Source organism: Streptomyces sp. NBC_00005 (assembly GCF_045160215.1).
Classification (GTDB): Bacteria; Actinomycetota; Actinomycetes; order Streptomycetales; family Streptomycetaceae; genus Streptomyces.
The window spans coordinates 5860952-5876937 of the sequence record NZ_CP108316.1 but is presented as its reverse complement, the minus strand read 5'-3'; the positions used below and the strand labels follow the sequence as shown (position 1 = coordinate 5876937).

Annotated in this window: 16 protein-coding genes; 4 read left to right on the top strand and 12 right to left on the bottom strand. The window is 68.8% G+C overall.

Annotation, left to right across the window (positions count from 1 at the left end; all coding sequences use genetic code 11):
- The first annotated feature begins 379 nt into the window (after positions 1-379).
- Positions 380-1216 carry a nitroreductase/quinone reductase family protein gene (locus OG303_RS26995; RefSeq protein ID WP_405871512.1) on the top strand — a complete coding sequence of 279 codons (837 nt, stop codon included), beginning with the start codon at positions 380-382 and terminating at the stop codon, positions 1214-1216.
- A gap of 85 nt (positions 1217-1301) precedes the next feature.
- Here the strand turns inward: OG303_RS26995 and OG303_RS26990 are convergent, their stop codons facing one another.
- The 8 genes from OG303_RS26990 to OG303_RS26955 form a co-directional block, all read right to left on the bottom strand.
- On the bottom strand, positions 1302-3314 hold the full coding sequence (locus OG303_RS26990; RefSeq protein WP_405871511.1) for a HelD family protein: 2013 nt from the start codon (positions 3312-3314) through the stop codon (positions 1302-1304).
- A gap of 41 nt (positions 3315-3355) precedes the next feature.
- Positions 3356-4000, bottom strand: coding sequence for a TetR family transcriptional regulator (locus OG303_RS26985; RefSeq protein ID WP_405871510.1), 645 nt, complete (start codon positions 3998-4000; stop codon positions 3356-3358).
- 10 nt (positions 4001-4010) lie between these two features.
- Positions 4011-5069, bottom strand: a complete 1059-nt coding sequence (locus OG303_RS26980) for a phosphotransferase (RefSeq protein WP_405871509.1) — start codon at positions 5067-5069, stop codon at positions 4011-4013.
- Positions 5070-5158: 89 nt separating this feature from the next.
- Positions 5159-6127 (bottom strand): ATP/GTP-binding protein, encoded by a 969-nt coding sequence (locus OG303_RS26975; protein ID WP_405871508.1) that lies wholly within the window; start codon positions 6125-6127, stop codon positions 5159-5161.
- Between the two features lie 105 nt (positions 6128-6232).
- Positions 6233-7384: a phosphotransferase gene (locus OG303_RS26970; RefSeq protein WP_405871507.1), complete on the bottom strand. Its 1152-nt coding sequence runs from the start codon at positions 7382-7384 to the stop codon at positions 6233-6235.
- Between the two features lie 176 nt (positions 7385-7560).
- On the bottom strand, positions 7561-8433 hold the full coding sequence (locus OG303_RS26965) for a GntR family transcriptional regulator (RefSeq protein WP_405871505.1): 873 nt from the start codon (positions 8431-8433) through the stop codon (positions 7561-7563).
- Between the two features lie 139 nt (positions 8434-8572).
- Positions 8573-9367 (bottom strand): HAD family hydrolase, encoded by a 795-nt coding sequence (locus OG303_RS26960; RefSeq protein WP_405871504.1) that lies wholly within the window; start codon positions 9365-9367, stop codon positions 8573-8575.
- Positions 9316-10194: a GntR family transcriptional regulator gene (locus tag OG303_RS26955; protein ID WP_405871503.1), complete on the bottom strand. Its 879-nt coding sequence runs from the start codon at positions 10192-10194 to the stop codon at positions 9316-9318. The genes OG303_RS26960 and OG303_RS26955 overlap by 52 nt, the downstream gene beginning before the upstream one ends.
- 252 nt (positions 10195-10446) lie before the next feature.
- Between OG303_RS26955 and OG303_RS26950 the strand changes: the two genes are divergently transcribed.
- Positions 10447-10635, top strand: a complete 189-nt coding sequence (locus OG303_RS26950; RefSeq protein WP_405871502.1) for a hypothetical protein — start codon at positions 10447-10449, stop codon at positions 10633-10635.
- A 35-nt stretch (positions 10636-10670) separates the two neighbouring features.
- On the opposite strand, the gene OG303_RS26945 is transcribed toward OG303_RS26950, so the two are convergent.
- Entirely contained in the window at positions 10671-11510 is an 840-nt protein-coding gene (locus OG303_RS26945; RefSeq protein ID WP_405871500.1) for a winged helix-turn-helix domain-containing protein, read from the bottom strand.
- Positions 11511-11756: 246 nt separating this feature from the next.
- Here OG303_RS26945 and OG303_RS26940 point away from each other — a divergent pair, with 246 nt between their 5' ends.
- Positions 11757-11942: a hypothetical protein gene (locus tag OG303_RS26940; RefSeq protein ID WP_405871499.1), complete on the top strand. Its 186-nt coding sequence runs from the start codon at positions 11757-11759 to the stop codon at positions 11940-11942.
- A gap of 240 nt (positions 11943-12182) precedes the next feature.
- Here OG303_RS26940 and OG303_RS26935 read toward each other — a convergent pair whose 3' ends face one another.
- Both OG303_RS26935 and OG303_RS26930 read right to left on the bottom strand, forming a co-directional pair.
- Complete coding sequence (locus OG303_RS26935) at positions 12183-13439, bottom strand: GNAT family N-acetyltransferase (RefSeq protein WP_405871498.1); 1257 nt, start codon at positions 13437-13439, stop codon at positions 12183-12185.
- A 204-nt stretch (positions 13440-13643) separates the two neighbouring features.
- Positions 13644-14252, bottom strand: coding sequence for an aerial mycelium formation protein (locus OG303_RS26930; protein WP_405871497.1), 609 nt, complete (start codon positions 14250-14252; stop codon positions 13644-13646).
- Positions 14253-14409: 157 nt separating this feature from the next.
- Here OG303_RS26930 and dtd point away from each other — a divergent pair, with 157 nt between their 5' ends.
- Entirely contained in the window at positions 14410-14835 is a 426-nt protein-coding gene (dtd, locus tag OG303_RS26925) for a D-aminoacyl-tRNA deacylase (RefSeq protein ID WP_405871495.1), read from the top strand.
- Between the two features lie 180 nt (positions 14836-15015).
- Here dtd and OG303_RS26920 read toward each other — a convergent pair whose 3' ends face one another.
- A complete protein-coding gene (locus tag OG303_RS26920) occupies positions 15016-15981 on the bottom strand; it encodes a YgfZ/GcvT domain-containing protein (protein WP_405871494.1) in 966 nt (321 codons plus the stop codon).
- Between the last annotated feature and the right edge of the window lie 5 nt (positions 15982-15986).

Genomic DNA, 15986 nt, shown 5'->3' with positions numbered 1-15986 from the left:
GATCGGGGAGGCGCGGGCATCGCGAAACCCGATCAGCCTTCGAAATCAGCCCTAGAACCCCTGCTCCGCCAGGATCTTGTCGCTGCGCGCCCGGTGCGCCGTAGGCCGACGAGTCGCTGGACGCGACGGCGCAGACGTCGCCGCCGGCCGGCGCCCAGTCCAGGTCTCCGGACTCCACCTGGAATTCGGTGGCGTCAGTCATTCGCCGGACGCTACGGTCCCTCCCATGACTGCCGGGTCGGCCTTGTGCCGTGAGCGAGTTGGGTGCCCGGCCTCTGAGTGAGGTCACGGCGGGCCAGGAGCCCGCCTCTTTCTCTGCGCTTTCCCCATCGAGATCGAGATCGACATCGACGGAAACCAGCGACAGAGAAAGAAGAGAATGCCCAACGATTTCAACCAGAACATCATCGACGAGTTCCGGGCCCACCACGGCCGCGTGGGCGGCTGGTTCGAGCGTGCCCGCCTGATCCTGCTGACCACCACCGGCGCCCGCACCGGCACCTCGCACACCACCCCCGTCGGCTACTTCCCCGACGGCGGCGACCGCATCCTGGTCATCGCCTCGGCGGGCGGCTCCCCGAAGCACCCGGACTGGTACGTCAACCTCCTCGCGCACCCCCAAGTGACCGTCGAGAGCGGGGTGTTCACATACGAGGCGCGGGCGGTCGCGCTGGAGGGCGAGGAACGCGACAAGGCGTTCGCCCGCGCCGTGGAGACCGACCCGGGCTGGGCCGCCTACCAGGAGAAGACCGAGCGGATCATCCCCGTGGTCGCCCTGCACTCGATGGCGCAGGGCGGGCCGGGCGCCATCAACGCCTCCTCCCCCGGCGAGGCGATCAAGGTGGTCCACGACGCGTTCCGCCGCGAACTCGCCCTGATCCGCGAGGAGATGGCAAAGGGCGGCAGCACCCTGGGCGCGCAGCTCCGCGTCAACTGCCTGACCTTCTGCCAGGGCCTGCACAACCACCACACGGGCGAGGACCAGGCCCTGTTTCCGTTCGTCGCCGACCGCCACCCCGGGGCGGACCCGACGCTGCGGCGGCTGCGCGAGGAGCACGAGCACATCGCCACCCTGGTGGCGGACCTGCGCCGGGCGGTGACCGCCGAGGGCACTGACCCGGCCGCCGCCCGCGCCGAGGTGGATCGCCTCACACGCGACCTGGAGGCCCATCTGGACTACGAGGAAGAGGAGTTGATCCCACTCCTCGACGCCTGAGCCCGGGCGGCCGTTGCCGCGTCAGCCCGACGCCACGCCAGAACGGCGCCACGTCCGAACGGCGTTACGCCAGAACGGCGCTCCGTCAGAACGGCAACGGCCGCCCGTGCACCACCTCCAGCCGGGACACCGCCCGGGTCAGCACGACGTACAGCCGGTGCAGCCCGCGTTGCTCGGCCTCCGCGATGGCGGCCGGTTCGACGGCGACGACATGGTCGTATTCGAGTCCCTTGACGAGGGTGGCGGACACGACGGTCACCCGTGCGCCCAGCTCCTCCGCCCCCGCGGCCGCGATCCCGGCCGCACCGAGCGCCGCCCGCACCCACTCCACGTCCGCATCGGCGGCGACGACCCCGACCGATCCCTCATGACCGAGCGCATCGCGTACGGCGGCCACGACCGCACCCGGCACATCGCCCGCCGCCTCCCGGATCGTCAACTCCCCGTCCCTGCGCAGGGATCGGCCCGCCGGGACGTCGACGTCGAGCCGTTCCAGCAGCCGGTTGGCGAGCGTGACCACGGCCTCCGGCACCCGGAACCCGATCGTCAGCGGCACGACGGCCGCGTCCGGTTTCCCCAGGTGCCGCAGGACCGTGTCCCACGACCGCGCCGCCCAGGGCGTGGTCCCCTGCGCCAGGTCGCCGAGGACGGTGAGCGAGGCGAAGGGCGCCCGGCGGGCGATGGCCCGGCACTCCATCGGAGAGAGGTCCTGTGCCTCGTCGACGACGACATGGCCGTACCCCTCGGGATGCTCGATGAGCCCGCCGACCTCGTCGAGCAGGACGAGATCGGCCGCCGACCAGCGGGCCGACTTCCACGACCGCGGCGGCTTCTCCCACAGCAGGGCCTTCTGCTCCTCGGCGTCCAGCAGCCCGTCGGCCGCCGCCGCCAACGCCCCCGGATCGGTGAGCAGTTGGGCGACGACCTCCTCGGGCCGCACCCGCGGCCACACAGCCTCCACGTACCCCCCGACCGCCCGCGACCGCGCGATCTTCTGCACCCAGGCGTAGTTCTGCGGCCCGGCCCGCCGCTCGGCCTGCAACTGCATGCACCGCACGACCCGGCTGCGCACCCGCTCCCGCCCGATCGCGTACGGCGGCTCCTCGGCCCGTACGCCGTCGAGAATCCGCACGAGTTCGCCGGCCCCGACCCGCCATCGGTACGAACCCTCCGCCACGACAACGGAGTTGACCCCTTCACTGGACACGCGGGCGTACAGCGCCCTGCGCAGCACCTCCGCCATCCGGGCGTCGTGCTTGAGGCCGGCGGCCCGCTCACTGTCGACCCCCTTGACGGGGTGTGCGGCGATCTCCTCCTGCAGGGTCGACTGCCGTACCCCGGTCTCGCCGAGGGCCGGCAGCACCTGGGAGATGTACGAGAGGAAGGTCCGGTTGGGGCCGAGGATGAGCAGTCCGCCGCGCTGGATGCGCTGCGGATGGGTGTAGAGCAGGTAGGCGGCCCGGTGCAGCCCGACGGCGGTTTTGCCCGTCCCCGGGGCGCCCTGCACACAGACCGACCGGGCGACGTCCTGTCGTACGAGGTCGTCCTGCTCCGGCTGAATGGTCGCCACGATGTCCCGCATCGGCCCGATCCTGGGCCGCTCGATCTCGCGCGCGACGATATCGCTGACCTGCGATTCCCCGCGGTCGAGGTGCTCGTCCTCGAGGCCGGTGAGATCGCCGGACGCACCCCGGCTGCCGGGCGCCCAGCCGAACCGCCGGCGCACGGCGACGCCCTGCGGATCACGGGCGCTCGCGCGGTAGAAGGCGCGGGAGACGGGGGCGCGCCAGTCGACGACGAGGGGCGGGGCGGCGGGGTGCTCACTGATCCTCAGCCGCCCCACGTGGTAATGCTGCCCGGAGTGCTCGCCGGCGGTGTCGGAGAAGTCCAACCGCCCGAAGAACAAGGGCCCTTCGGGAAGCTCACGCAACTCCTTGGCCTGGCTGCGCAACCGGTGTCCGAGCACTTCGGCGTCGGCACCGGAGGCGGAGACGTCCTCGCCGGTGACGACCTGCTCCTGGGCACCGTCGACCATGGCGGCGAGGGCGGCGCGGCAGCGGTCGTGATGGGAGCGTTCGTGATGAAGGGCAGACGTCATGCCGACGAGCGTACCCAAATAACGTGACCGAGTTAAATATTTTACCGAGCCTCAGTGGCCGCGTCGGGCGAACCACTGGGCCGGGCAAGCAGCGGCAACCCACCCACCAGCAGCTCGAACGCCCGCTCCGCCGCGGCAACGGCATCCGCCCGTACGTCCTCCACCCGCTCCCCACCCGCGATCCGCCGCCAGTTGTCCTGCCCGAGGATGCGCAGCACGGCCACGACCTGCCCGGCGGCGAGCCGCGCCTCCAGCCCCCCGCCGAGCGCGTCGGCGAGGGCGGCCTCGGACCGCTCCAGATAGGGGTACAGACGGGCGACCAGGGCGGGAGTCCCGTAGAGGAGCGAGTGGAAGGCCAGAACCTCCGGGTGATCGTTGAGCCCGGTGACCGGATCACACCGCTCGAGCCCGTCGAGAAAGTGCCGACGCAGCGCGGCGACGGGCGTGGGCCCCTCGGCCACCACACGGGCCGCCTCGTCCTCGTGATCGGCGAAACGGTGGAGGACCAGGTCCTCCTTGGACGGGAAGTACCGGAACAGGGTCGGCTTGGAGACCTCGGCGGCAGCGGCGACCTCGGCAACGGAAACAGCATCGAAGCCACGCTCGAGGAACAGCCGGATGGCAATGTCGGAGATGTTCTGAAACATCCGCTGCTTCTTACGCTCGCGGAGGCCGGGGTGGGTCATGGGGGCGAGCTTACGCAGCGTAGGCGGCGGCGCGGTCCAGCTGACGGCTCCGTCGGAGGAGGGCTGCCATGATCTCCCGGTGGCTCGGCACCCCGGCCAGATCGAGCGGCCCGGCAGCGGTCTCCAAGACCCTCTGCAGTTTCCAGGCGGCCCAGGGCAGGGTCGTCCAAGCGCCCTCACCTTCGCTCAGCGACATGGACACACGGATCACATCGGTGAAGACCGACTGCGCCCTCTTGAAGTCGAGGAGCAGGTCCAGGTCTTCCTCCATGCCGTACGAACCGCCAGGGTTGGCGACCTCGACGACCCGGCGCCATTCCCCGGCCATACGGCGTTGCTGGTCCGCCGGGTAGCGCATCAGGTACAGATGAGTGGCGAGGTCGTAGAGCGGATCGCCCACCATCGCCAACTCCCAGTCGATCGTCCAGAGTTGGCCGCGGGAGTCGACGACGAAGTTGTTGCGGTGCAGATCGGCGTGCAGCAGGCGGAAGGGCCGCCGGCGCAGCCCGGACACGCGCTTCCTGAGACGGGTGAACGACTCGCTGGTCACACCGAGTTCGCCGAAAAGATCTCCGAACGCTTCGAGGTTCCTCTTGTAGACCTGATCCTCTATGAAGACGATCAGACGCTCCAGGAATCCGTCGGTGTCACCGTCCGCGGCACGGTCTTGGAGCTGGCATCGCCGCGGCACACTCTCGACCATGGCCGGCTCGATCCGCGCCATTTCCCGGAAGAAACCGACGATCTGGTCGAAGGCCGCATCGGGGACGTACCGGCCCGCCCATTGTCGTAGGGGGAGGGTGCGCCCCTCGATGAACCCCTGAAACCCCATGCCCGCGACGTCGAGGACCTCGGGGATCCTCGTGATCTCCCCCTTCAGGGTGCGCAGCAGCTTCTCCTCCGACCGGAAGCACCGCCGATCGAACCAGAGGATCTCGGCACGCGGCTCGCGGACCTTCACGATCTGCGTCCCACCAGGCAGCGGAAGCACGTAGGTCTCGTGGTGATACCCCTTGAGAGGGCCCTTGATAGCCCCGTCGCCTCCCGACGAAGGTCGGTCCCACCTCATCGGCGCCCCCTCCCCGCCTCGCCGAGCAATGGAGGGTACGCCCCCCGCTGTGATCTGAGCTCAGGAAACACGCGAATGCACGAACCGCGTCAGGAAGCACCCGGCTGAGCCGGCAGTGGGGTCGCCGGCGTCAGTTCGTGTGCCGCTTTCCAGAACGTCTCGAACAGTTCCCGGCGGCGCATGATGATCGCCCGGGCGTGGTCACCTCCGTCCAGGGACCAGCGGGTCAGCAGGGAGTCGTAGCCGATGAGGTCCAGGAGAAGGCCGTCCCCCGCCTCGGGAGCCGCGGTGACCTCCGGGGCGGGTCGCAGGTCGAGTTTGTCGTAGATGCCCTCGTACACCACGTCGTTGCTGATGAAGTAGAGCTTGAGCGAGGGCGACATGTGCAGGACCCGGAATTCCACTGTCAGCGTGCCCCGCCCGGCGAGGGCCATCCGTCCGATCTGCGACTTGAGGCTGCTCTCGTGCTCCGCGATCTGATGCCTCAGCTGTTCGCGGAAACGCGGCGCGTCCGAAACCTTGCCGTCCGCGCCCACCTGGCCCGGGACCTCGATCTCCTTGGTGAAGTCCGGTACCAGGACTCGAAGGCTCACCGTACGCAGCGGGTCCCTGTTCAACCCCTGGAGAATGGTCCTCAACGGGGTGGCGAACGTCTCTCCCGTGAACCCCAGCACCGTGAGCCGGACATCTCCCCCGGCCTCGAGCGCCTCCTGGAACTCGCGCTCCAGATCCCTCGGCGTCACCACCTCTCCCGCTCGCGGGCGCAACACCGCGTTCAACCGCTGCACCTCGCCCTCGAGCCGCCGCACCACACCCCCCAGGGCCTCCTCGCTCTCCCGCTGAGACGTGTGCGCCGCATGCAGGCGCTGCACCTCGGCATAGAGCACATAACCCACCACGGTCAGCAGCGCACCGCCCAGGTAGACCTTGTCCTGCAGTGCGTCACCGACGGGCTTCACGAACTGGGCCACCAGCCCGAGTGCGAAGACGGCGGCCAGGAAGAGCCTCGTGACGAAGGACTCCGCGCGCCCCCATCCGGCGGTCAGTCTCCCGCTCAAGGACAACCTCGCGTCCGACACCAATTCCCCCTGACAGCCCTCGATTTGGATCGAGCCTGCTCATGGTGCCCGGCTGGACGGGCCGTCAGGAAGGGGCCGACGAAATCACGACGGAATCACTGCCAGTGGCTCCGCCCTGGTCCCAGGTCCCGCATCGGTGGCCGCTGCCGACATCACGAACTCGGCGTACCACGCCCGCAGGGCTTCCACGATCCGCTCGAAGCCCGGCACTTCATCGAGCCCCAGGGGCTTCCGGGCCAGGTCCATGGCCTTGCTCACCCGGCCCGCCGCCGCCCGGAAGTGCTGCTCACCGGCATCGGCCGGGAGGGAGAGCGCGGCGCGCATGACGTCCGGAAAAACCGACTGCGAGTACTCGAATTGCAGGTAGGTGTTGAGATCCTCGTTCAGCCCCTCGGTGAGTTTGCCGAGGCCGGCCGCCTCCATGGCCTGGGCCCACAGGGAGATCATCTGGTTCTGTTCCGGATCCGTGTACCCCATCCGCACGATGTGCGTCGCCAGTTCGTGCAGTGGATCACCGTATGTCGCCAACTCCCAGTCGATTACGGCGATTCCGCTCCGGCGGACGACGACGTTGGCGCGATGGACGTCGGTGTGCAGGAGCACGAAGGGACGAAACGACAGGTCGTGATGGTCCCTCTTGAACTTCGGCATCGCGTCCCGGGGGATGCCCACCGCGTCGAAGAGGTCACCGAACCGTGCCCGGTTGGGCAGGTGCACGCGCTGCTCGGTGAAGTCGATGAGCCAGTGCAGGAATCCGTTGCTGTCGCCACCGGCCGGCCAGTCCTCGGGCAGCCGCGGCAGCTCGTGCGCCGGCACCTCGGCGGTCCGGACGAAGAACGCCGCGAACTCACCCATCATCTTCTTGTCGATGCCGCCGTCGGGATTCCGCACGCTGAGCGCCTTGCCCCTGCGGTACCCGTGAACGGAGCGGTCGCCCAACACGGCAAAGCAGCGCGGGACTTCGCGCAGATACCGGCAGACGACCTCGAGCACATCGGCCTCGCGAGGCCAGATGCGCGGCACGACCTCCACCGTCTTCAACGGCACCCGGTACTTGAGCCGCACGAAGGGCACGACACCGATGAGCACGGCAAGCACCACGCCCACACGCAGCACATAGTTGGTGTTGTGGTGCCCCTTGAACACCGCACCTCTACCCTCACCCCAGCCTCGGAGTTTGCGGTCGAGTCCGCGTTGCGCGAGCGACCAGCGCTCTCCGTGTGACACCAGGGGCATTGGCCGAGATTAGCGGCTCTGCCTGTGGGGAAGACTGGGAAGTTTATAACTTTCCGCCACGTGTGACGTGGCGCACAAATCTATTCGTGCAGGTCCGGGATGCGATCGGCTGTTTGTCCCAACCTGGTCGATACCACACAGCGACTCGTACGAGACAACCCGTTCGGAGTCATGCACTAATCGGCGAGCAGTTCCCAGACAGAGTCGAACCAGGCCTGCTGCTTCTCCACGAACTCCGCACCCTGGGAGGACGGGTCGTCGTCCTTCACGTAGTGCGTGAGCCCGGCTCCCAGCCCGATCACGTCGAGGCCCTCGACCTCCGAGCCGTCGTCCAGTTGGAAGGTGCGCAGATAGACCTTGCACGGTCCCTCCAACGCCTGCTGCTTGTTGACCAGATAGAGCTTGGAGTACGGGACCAGTCCAATGTGACGGATCTCGAAGGCCACCGACGGCACCAGTTTCATGGCGTGCAGGTCGCTCAGGAGCGCGCGCAGTGTCGCCGTGTGCCGGCGCCGGATGTCCAGGTAGCGCTGCTTCAGGATCTCGTCGTGGGTGGGGAGGCCGGTTCGCCAGTACGGCATCTCCACCGACTCGGAGGGCAGCAGCACGCGCAGAGCTATCCGCTGCGGGGAGATCTCCCCCGCCTGGATCCGCTCCCCCTGCGCGCGGATGTGCGCCCCCAGGGACTCCGATGTCAACGTGAAGACGTCCAGGGTCACTTCGGCCTGCTCGAAGGCACTGCCGATGATCGCTCCGAGCGTGACCTGGCGGCCGGGCTGCTGATCGCTCGTCGGGGAGTGGATGCGCTGGTTCCAGACCACCCGGGATCCGCTGCCCTGACGCGACTCGATCCAGTGCTCGCTCTTCAGGTCTCTGAGCACACGCTGCACGGTGTCCCGGGAGACACCGAACTCCTCGGCCAAATCGCGCTGCGACGGCAGGCGCCCATTCAGCGGATACACACCACTGGTGATACGCGCCCGCAGCTCCGCGGCGACACGGTCGTACTCCTTGCCGCCCCGATCACCGGTGAAGGTGCTGTCCGTCACACCGCGAAGGTATCCCAACCGGCCTACCGTGGTTGGGCGATCAGCAGCCAAGGATGCGCCTTGAATCCGCCAACCAGTCCACTGGGACCGGAAGTTGACCGATTGTCGGCAAGCTGCTGCTCGTCCTCATGATCCAGGCCTAACGCCGAGACTCCCCCCACAGCGCCTCCAGCAGTGGCTGCAGAGACCCCACGATGTCCGTCGCGCCCGCGTCCTGCAGGAGCTTCTCCTTGTGCTCGTTACGCGCGTAGCCCAGGAAGGGGACTCCGGCCTGGCGGGCGGCCTCGCAGTCGGTGGGGGTGTCGCCAATGAACAGGGCGCTGGTGGGGGCGGCGCCCATGGCGGTCAGGGCGCGGTTGAGGTAGTGGGGGTGGGGCTTGAGGTACTGGAGGTCGTGGGTGCGGCCGTAGATGTGCGGCATGAAGCAGTCGAGCAGGTGGCGGCTCGTCAGGTAGGCGCGCACCACCTCGGGGGAGTTGTTCGTGGCGATCGCCAGCCGCGCGCCCACCGCTTTCCAGGTGCGGATCAGCGGGTCGGCGAAGGCGGTCGGCAGGGCCGTGGGGACCGCCCGCAGCTCCTCCTGGGTGAGACGTTCCTCCAGTTCCGTGACCAGGTCACTGGCGGGGTGTCTGCGGTCGACGGCGCGCAGCACCACGTGGGGGTCAGGGGTCTCCCGCTCGCCCTCGGTCAGCAGACCGCGCAGCCCCCGCGCGGCGAGCCACTCCACCAGGTCGTTCGCCACCCCGTCCGCGGCATGCCCGGCGAACAGCCGGCAGATCGGGCCGTCGAAGTCCCAGAGCACGACGCGGGCATGCCCGATCAGCTCCTGCAGTCGCTCCGCCTGTGCCGCCATCGGTTCGGTCTGTGCCGTATCTGAAGTCACTAGGAGAGTGTCAGGTCCGTCGTGATGGTTTCCCAGAGGGCGTCGAACCACTTCTGGGATTCCTCCACAAAGGCCGCGTCGCGCTGGCCGGCCGTCTTCACGAAGGAGAAGAGGACGGACGCGGAGCCGAGGGCGTCGTACATCTCCAGCGTCTGGCTCTGCCACTCCTCCTCGCGCCGGGTGAGCATGTAGTACCCGATCAGCGCTTCCTCTTCGTTGAGCAGGTACAGCTTCACCGGGGGTGTGAAGGGAAGTGCGCGAAACGTGATCTGCACGTCAATGCCGTGGGTGGACCGGATGGCCTGCAGATTGTGCCGGAGCACCTGCGCCTGCGCGTTGCGCATCGACAGCCACCGCTCGTGGACCGTGACGTCGTCGCTGCTCCCCTCGACCAGTACGGGAAAGGCGAGGTTGATGTCGCGACTGGGCAGCAGGACGCGAAAGTTGATCGACTCGGGGTGTACGCGGCCGTTGTGGATCAGCCGGATCTGCTCGCTGAGGGCGTTCATCAGCGTCTCGGAGGTGTGGCACACGACGTCGACCCGCACATGCCGCGCCGAGAAGGCCTCCGTCAGCCGCGGTGCGAGCGCCACCATCGTCGGCTGCGGCTCGCCCGTGACCGGGGCGGGCTCCGCGATCCGTGGCGGGCTGCCCTTGCTCACGTTGGTGAGCAGGCCGTCGTCCAGGAGGGCACGCAGGGCCTGGCGGACCGTGCCGCGCTCCACGCCGAACTCGTCGGCCAGTTCGGCCTGCGTGGGCAGGCGGTCGCCCGCCTTGAGGTCGCCGCTGCTGATCCGTTCCCGCAGGATGTCGGCGATCTCCTGGGGCGAGAGCCTTCTGCTGCCGTTCACTGCCACGTTCTCCTGGGTCACGACCAAACGCTACAACTCGGATCCATCTACGGGGAGTTGCTTGTGACTTGTTTATGAGTAGGTACCAAGTGGGGACAACTTAATTGGAGTTGGTTGCCAACTTGGTCGAGTTGGCGGAAGGTTTGCTTCCTGTCTCCGTCATTCTCCGCCAGTTTCCACCCATCTCCGTCCGCCTCAGTCTCTCTCCGTCCGCCTCCACCCCCACGCACCACCCCCCACCGCACCGTCCCGCCCGCGCAGCCTGAAGGGGGAACCACCGTGCCTGCTCTCGCGCTCCTCTCCGCTGTCTTCGTCGTCGGCTTCGAGCAGATCGTCAGCTGGAAGTACGGCGTCACCGGCATCATCGGCCTGCTGCTGCTCACCATCGGCATCAAGGCCAACAACCCGGCCGTCAGCTCCATCGGGGCCGTCGTTCTGGCCGTGCTGGTCGCGGGGCCCGCTCTATGAGCGGAAAGCGGCCTGGTCAGTCGCTGTGGGAGACATCAGCTCGTGAGCAGCAGCTCCGAACTGATCGTCTCCCACAGTGCGTTGAACCACAGGTTCGACTGTTCCACGAAGGTGGTGTCCCGCAGGCCGGCGCCCTGCTCGAAGGCGAACAGCATCGACTGGGTGCCCTCGGCGTCGTACATCTCGAGCTGCTCGTGGTCGATCTCCTCCTCGCGCCGTGTGAGCGTGTAGTACGCGAAGAGCGCCTCCATGCCGTTGAGCAGGTACAGCTTCACGGGCGGGGTGAAGGGCAGGGCACGGAAGCTGACGTTCACGTCGATGCCGTGCGTGGCGCGCAGGGCCAGCAGGTTGTGCTGCAGCACCTGGCCCTGTGCGTTGCGCTGGGCCAGCCAGCGGCGCTGCAGCCGGCCGTCGGTGGACGCGTCCACCGGTGTCGGGAAGGCGAGTTCGATGTCGCGGCTGGGCAGCAGGACCCGGACGTCCACCCTGGCCGGTTTTAGCTGTCCCGTGTGAATCTGGCGCAGCGGTTCGCCGACAGCGAGAGTCAGGGAGACCGCAGTGAGGCAGAGGGCGTCTATCTCGACGTGCGGGGCGGCGAAGGCATCCGCTATGCGCGGGGCGAGGGCCACCATGGTCGGCAGCGGTGGAGCTCCCGGGCCGGTCAGGACCTTGCCCAGGCCCAGGTCGGCGGCGACGGTCGCCGGGCTCCCCTTGGACACATTGGTCAGCAGCTGCTCCGACTGCAGGATGCGCAGCGCCTGGCGTACCGCACCGCGCTCGACGCCGAACTCGTCGGCCAGTTGGGCCTGCGTGGGCATGCGTTGACCCGGGCGGAGCTCGCCCGACCTGATGCGGGCGCGCAGCTCGTCGGCCATCTCTCGGTGTGACGGATGTGGCCGCTGTGACCTACTCCGCCCATTGACGGAGGCGTGTATCGGGTCCACAACCAAACACTACAACTTCCCGCCATCTTTGGGCAGTTCCAAGGAAGGTGGTTATAAGCCGCTTCCAAGCGGAGATAAGTACAGTGAAGTTGGTCACCAACTTCAGCAACATGGTCAAACTTCAGGAGGGTTGGCCGCAACCAGGGGTCCGCCTCCCGTCCCGAAGGAGGGACCGTCATGCCGCTCATCGCCCTCGTTGTCGCCGCCCTCGCCATCGGATTCGAGCAGCTCATCCAGTGGAAGTACGGGCCCATGGGCATCATCGCGTTCGTCGCGCTGACCATCGGGCTCAAGGCAAAGAACACCATGATCAGCGGCATCGGAGCGGTCATCCTCGTGATGCTGCTCGCCCAGTCCGGCTGAGCCCGACCGGCTCGCCGACCCAGGATCCGGCTGGCCGGGCTCCCTTCCGGAGGGGAGCCGGGAGCCTGGCCAGTCTGTGAAAGCACAGCCACAACTGAACACCGACAACCGAACAGCTCCACCAGCACAGCCACAACTGAACAGCACCACCACGAAAGACAGCACCGCCACAACTGAACAGCACGGCTACAACAGCACAGCTACGGATGAACCATCAGTAGTCGTCGGAAGGAAGGGGGTTCAGAACATGTCCGGGCACCAAGGCCGCCTGGACGTACGCAGCAGGGCGTCGGCCACTCGGGCGGCGCCCGCTCGTTCTTCCTGCACCCGGCCCAGCACCGCCATCCGCACGACCGATTCGTCGCCCAGCCACAGCCGCCCCAACTCCGCGATGTCCAGCGTGAGTTCGGCGCTCTCGGTGGTCGGCGTGCAGGACGCGCCCTGCGCGGACGCCTCCAGCCGGTAGCGGCCGCCCGCCAGGCCCGCACGGTCGGCGACCTCCAGCACCAGGGAGCCCGTCCCTTCGTACGCCCGCGACTCCAAGGCCCGTACGACATCCAGGATCCGCACCCACAGCCAGTCCGAGACCGTGGTGATACGGGCGGCCCTCGGATCCGGCAGGAGAAGCGGGAGCAGGTCGTCCGGGACCCGTTGGCCGCTCTTGACCTGGGTGACCCAGTCGATGGAACAGAGGTAGCCCCACAGGGCGCGCTCCGCGGCCGGGGTCGCCGCGATCAGGTCCCGCACGGTCGCCGTGTCCAGCGGCTGCTTGGCGTCGCCCCAGTTGTCGTCGACCTCGTACGCCGCCAGGCCCTCGACCTCGCCGTCCGCGGCGCGGTACACGGCGAAGAACGGCTCCGTCCACTTCGGGTCGAGGCGCACGGCGCCCGTGTTGAGCTGCCACCACCACTCGTCGCGGCTGACGGCGCCGGGGGTGGCACGGCGGACGCGATCGTGGAGCTCGGGGCCGAGTTTGCGTACGTCCTCGGCGTCCACGAGGTCGATCCGGCCGCCGTCGTCCGGGCCGGACCAGCGGGGGTCGAGGCCGGCGCGCGGGACGTCAACGGTCCACTCGGCGGCCGAGGTGGCGGGGCCGAAGCCGTAGCGGCCGTAGATCGGGTACTCGGCGGCGATCAGGGTGGCCACGGCGTCGCCGCGCTCCTTGGCGGCCGCGAGGTCCTGGCCCATCATGCGGGTGAGCAGGCCGCGGCGGCGGTGGGTGGCGGTGACCGTGACGCCGGAGACGGCGTCGGCCTCCACGAGGGTGCCGCCGACCGCGGTGACCTCCTGGGCGAAGGAGCGGAACGTCGCCACGCAGCGGGATCCGTCGAAGGCGCCGAGGAAGCGGGCGGCTTCGAACTGGGTTCGGCGGGCCTCGAGTTGGGTCTCTGTGACGGTGGGTTCGCGCAGGAAGCCGGTGTTCACTGCGCGGAGCCACTCGGGGAGTTCTGCCTCGGTGACGGGGCGGATGTCGATGTCGGAGCGCGCGCGGGTCATGGGATCACGGTAGGTGTACGGCGGTGGGGTGTCGCGGGGATTTTCCTCGCCCCCGCCGCCCTTGCCCGTCCCCAGGGGCTCCGCCCCTTCGACCCCACCAGGGGCTCCGCCCCCTGGACCCCCATCGGCCTGAACGGCCTCGTCCTCAAACGCCGGACGGGCTGAAAGATCGAACGCCGGCCGGGCTGAGATACCCGGCCAGCACTACGTCAGCAGGTCGTCGACCTGTGCTTCCCCCTCACGGTAGCGGCGCGCCATCTCGCCGCTGCAGTCGTCGGCGGTCCGTTGCAGGCGCTGGCGCCGCAGAGACACCTGCTGCTCGTAACGGACGAGCCGGCCCATCGCCGTGTTCAGCTCCAGGTCCGTGCGTGCGTCCAGGTCCGACAGTTCGACCTCGGCGAGCATCTCGGCGGCCAGCAGTCGGTACTCCTCGCTGTGCGGCGTGCCCAGGGTCACGTGGCGGGCCGAGGAGCGGTGGCGGGCCGGGGCGTCCGTGAGGATCTCCGACAGCCGCTCGACCACCGAACCCGCGCCCGCCGGCGACCTCCGTGCCAACTCCGCCCGCAGGATGTCGATACGGCCCTGCAGCAGCCGTCGGACATAGCTGAGGTCGGCCTCGTCGCGCTGGGCGTCCCGGCGCAGGGTGCGCAGTTCGGACAGGCTCAGCACGGCAAGGTCGTGCTCGGGCGGATCGGCGGGCAGCTGCGGGCCCGGGCTGTCGGTGCGCTGCACGGGCGGGCGCGGTGCCATCCGCTCCCCCGTTCGAATCAGCGAGACAGTCCCAGGCGGCTGCCCGGTACTCGGTGTGCTCATGTGCCTCAACCGTCCCCTCGACCGGCGTGTGGAAGCATCGTGCCACCCCAAGTGGCCGCTATGTGACCGAGTGCCCCCGATCGGCCCCAGATGGGGGGTTAGGGAACAAAAAGAATGCCGGTGCAGTCTGCCGCGAACGGCCCGGCATGATGGTCGTATGCGTGCAGTGGTGCAGAGAGTGGACGGCGCGAGCGTCGTCGTCGACGGCGAGACGGTCGGGGAGATCATCGGCGAGGGGCTGTGCGTCCTGGTCGGCGTGACGCACGAGGACACCAAGGAGAAGGCGGCCCAGCTCGCCCGCAAACTCTGGTCGATCCGCATGCTGCACGACGAGAAGTCGTGCAGCGACATCGACGCCCCGCTGCTCGTGATCAGCCAGTTCACGCTGTACGGGGATGCGCGCAAGGGCCGCCGGCCCACCTGGAACGCCGCCGCCCCCGGCGATGTCGCCGAGCCCCTCGTCGAGGAGGTCGTCGCCCAGCTGCGGGCCCTCGGCGCGACGGTGCGGACGGGCCGTTTCGGCGCGCAGATGCGGGTGTCCCTCACCAACGACGGCCCGTTCACCGTACTGATCGAGATCTAGGGCCCTTCTGATGGATCTCCGTGGAAGAAGGAGCGGCGTTCGGTGCGTGCGATCGGCGTGCGGCGTGGAGGGTCATGTGGCGGAGCCACCTGGCCCTTCGCGCCGTGCGGTGAGCGTGCGTGCCGGGCGTCGCGACGCCGCGGAGATCCATCACAAGGGCCCTAGGCGCCCGACAAACCTCTACGGCTCGACGACGGCTTCCTGGGCCGCCGCCGTGTCCCCCGCCACCAGCCGGGCGTCCAGCGGCACGTTCCGCTTCACCAGGGCCAGGGCGATGGGGCCCAGCTCGTGGTGGCGTACGGACGTCGTGATGAAGCCGATCTTGCGGCCGTCGGGGTCCTCCTCGGCGAGGCGGATCTCCGTGCCCGGCGTGGGGAGATGGACCTCGCTGCCGTCGAGGTGGAGGAAGACCAGGCGGCGGGGCGGCTTCCCGAGGTTCTCTACCCGGGCCACCGTCTCCTGGCCCCGGTAGCAGCCCTTCTGCAGATGGACCGCCGTGCCGATCCAGCCCAGCTCGTGCGGAATGGTGCGGTGGTCGGTCTCGAAACCGAGGCGCGGCCGGTGGTGTTCGACACGCAGGGCCTCGTACGCCAGGATCCCGGCCGGCGGGCCGGCCTTCTCGGCGTACGACTCGAGGTCCGCGCGCGGCAGGAAGAGGTCGCGGCCGAACGGCGTCTCGCGTACGGCGACACCCTCCGGCACCTCGGCGATCGAGCCGGCCGGCAGGTGGACGACCGCGAACTCGCCCGTCCGGTCGGCGACTTCGACCCTGTAGAAGAACTTCATCGACTCCAGGTACGCGATGAGCGCGTCCTGGGTGCCGGGCTCGACGTGGGCCCAGACCGTCTCGCCGTCGTCGACCAGGTAGAGCGCGTGCTCGATGTGGCCGTGCGCGGAGAGGATCAGCGCCTCGGTGGCCAGGCCGACCGGGAGGTCGCTGACGTGCTGGGTGAGCAGCAGGTGCAGCCAGCTCAGCCGGTCCTCGCCGGTGACGGTGACGACACCGCGGTGCGAGAGGTCGACGAAGCCGGTGCCGTCGGCGAGGGCGCGCTGTTCACGGAACAGTTCGCCGTAGTGGGCGGCAACGCCTTCGTCCACGCCCTCGGCGGGGACGGCGCCGGGCAGGGACAGGAGGGGGCTCTTCATGTGCA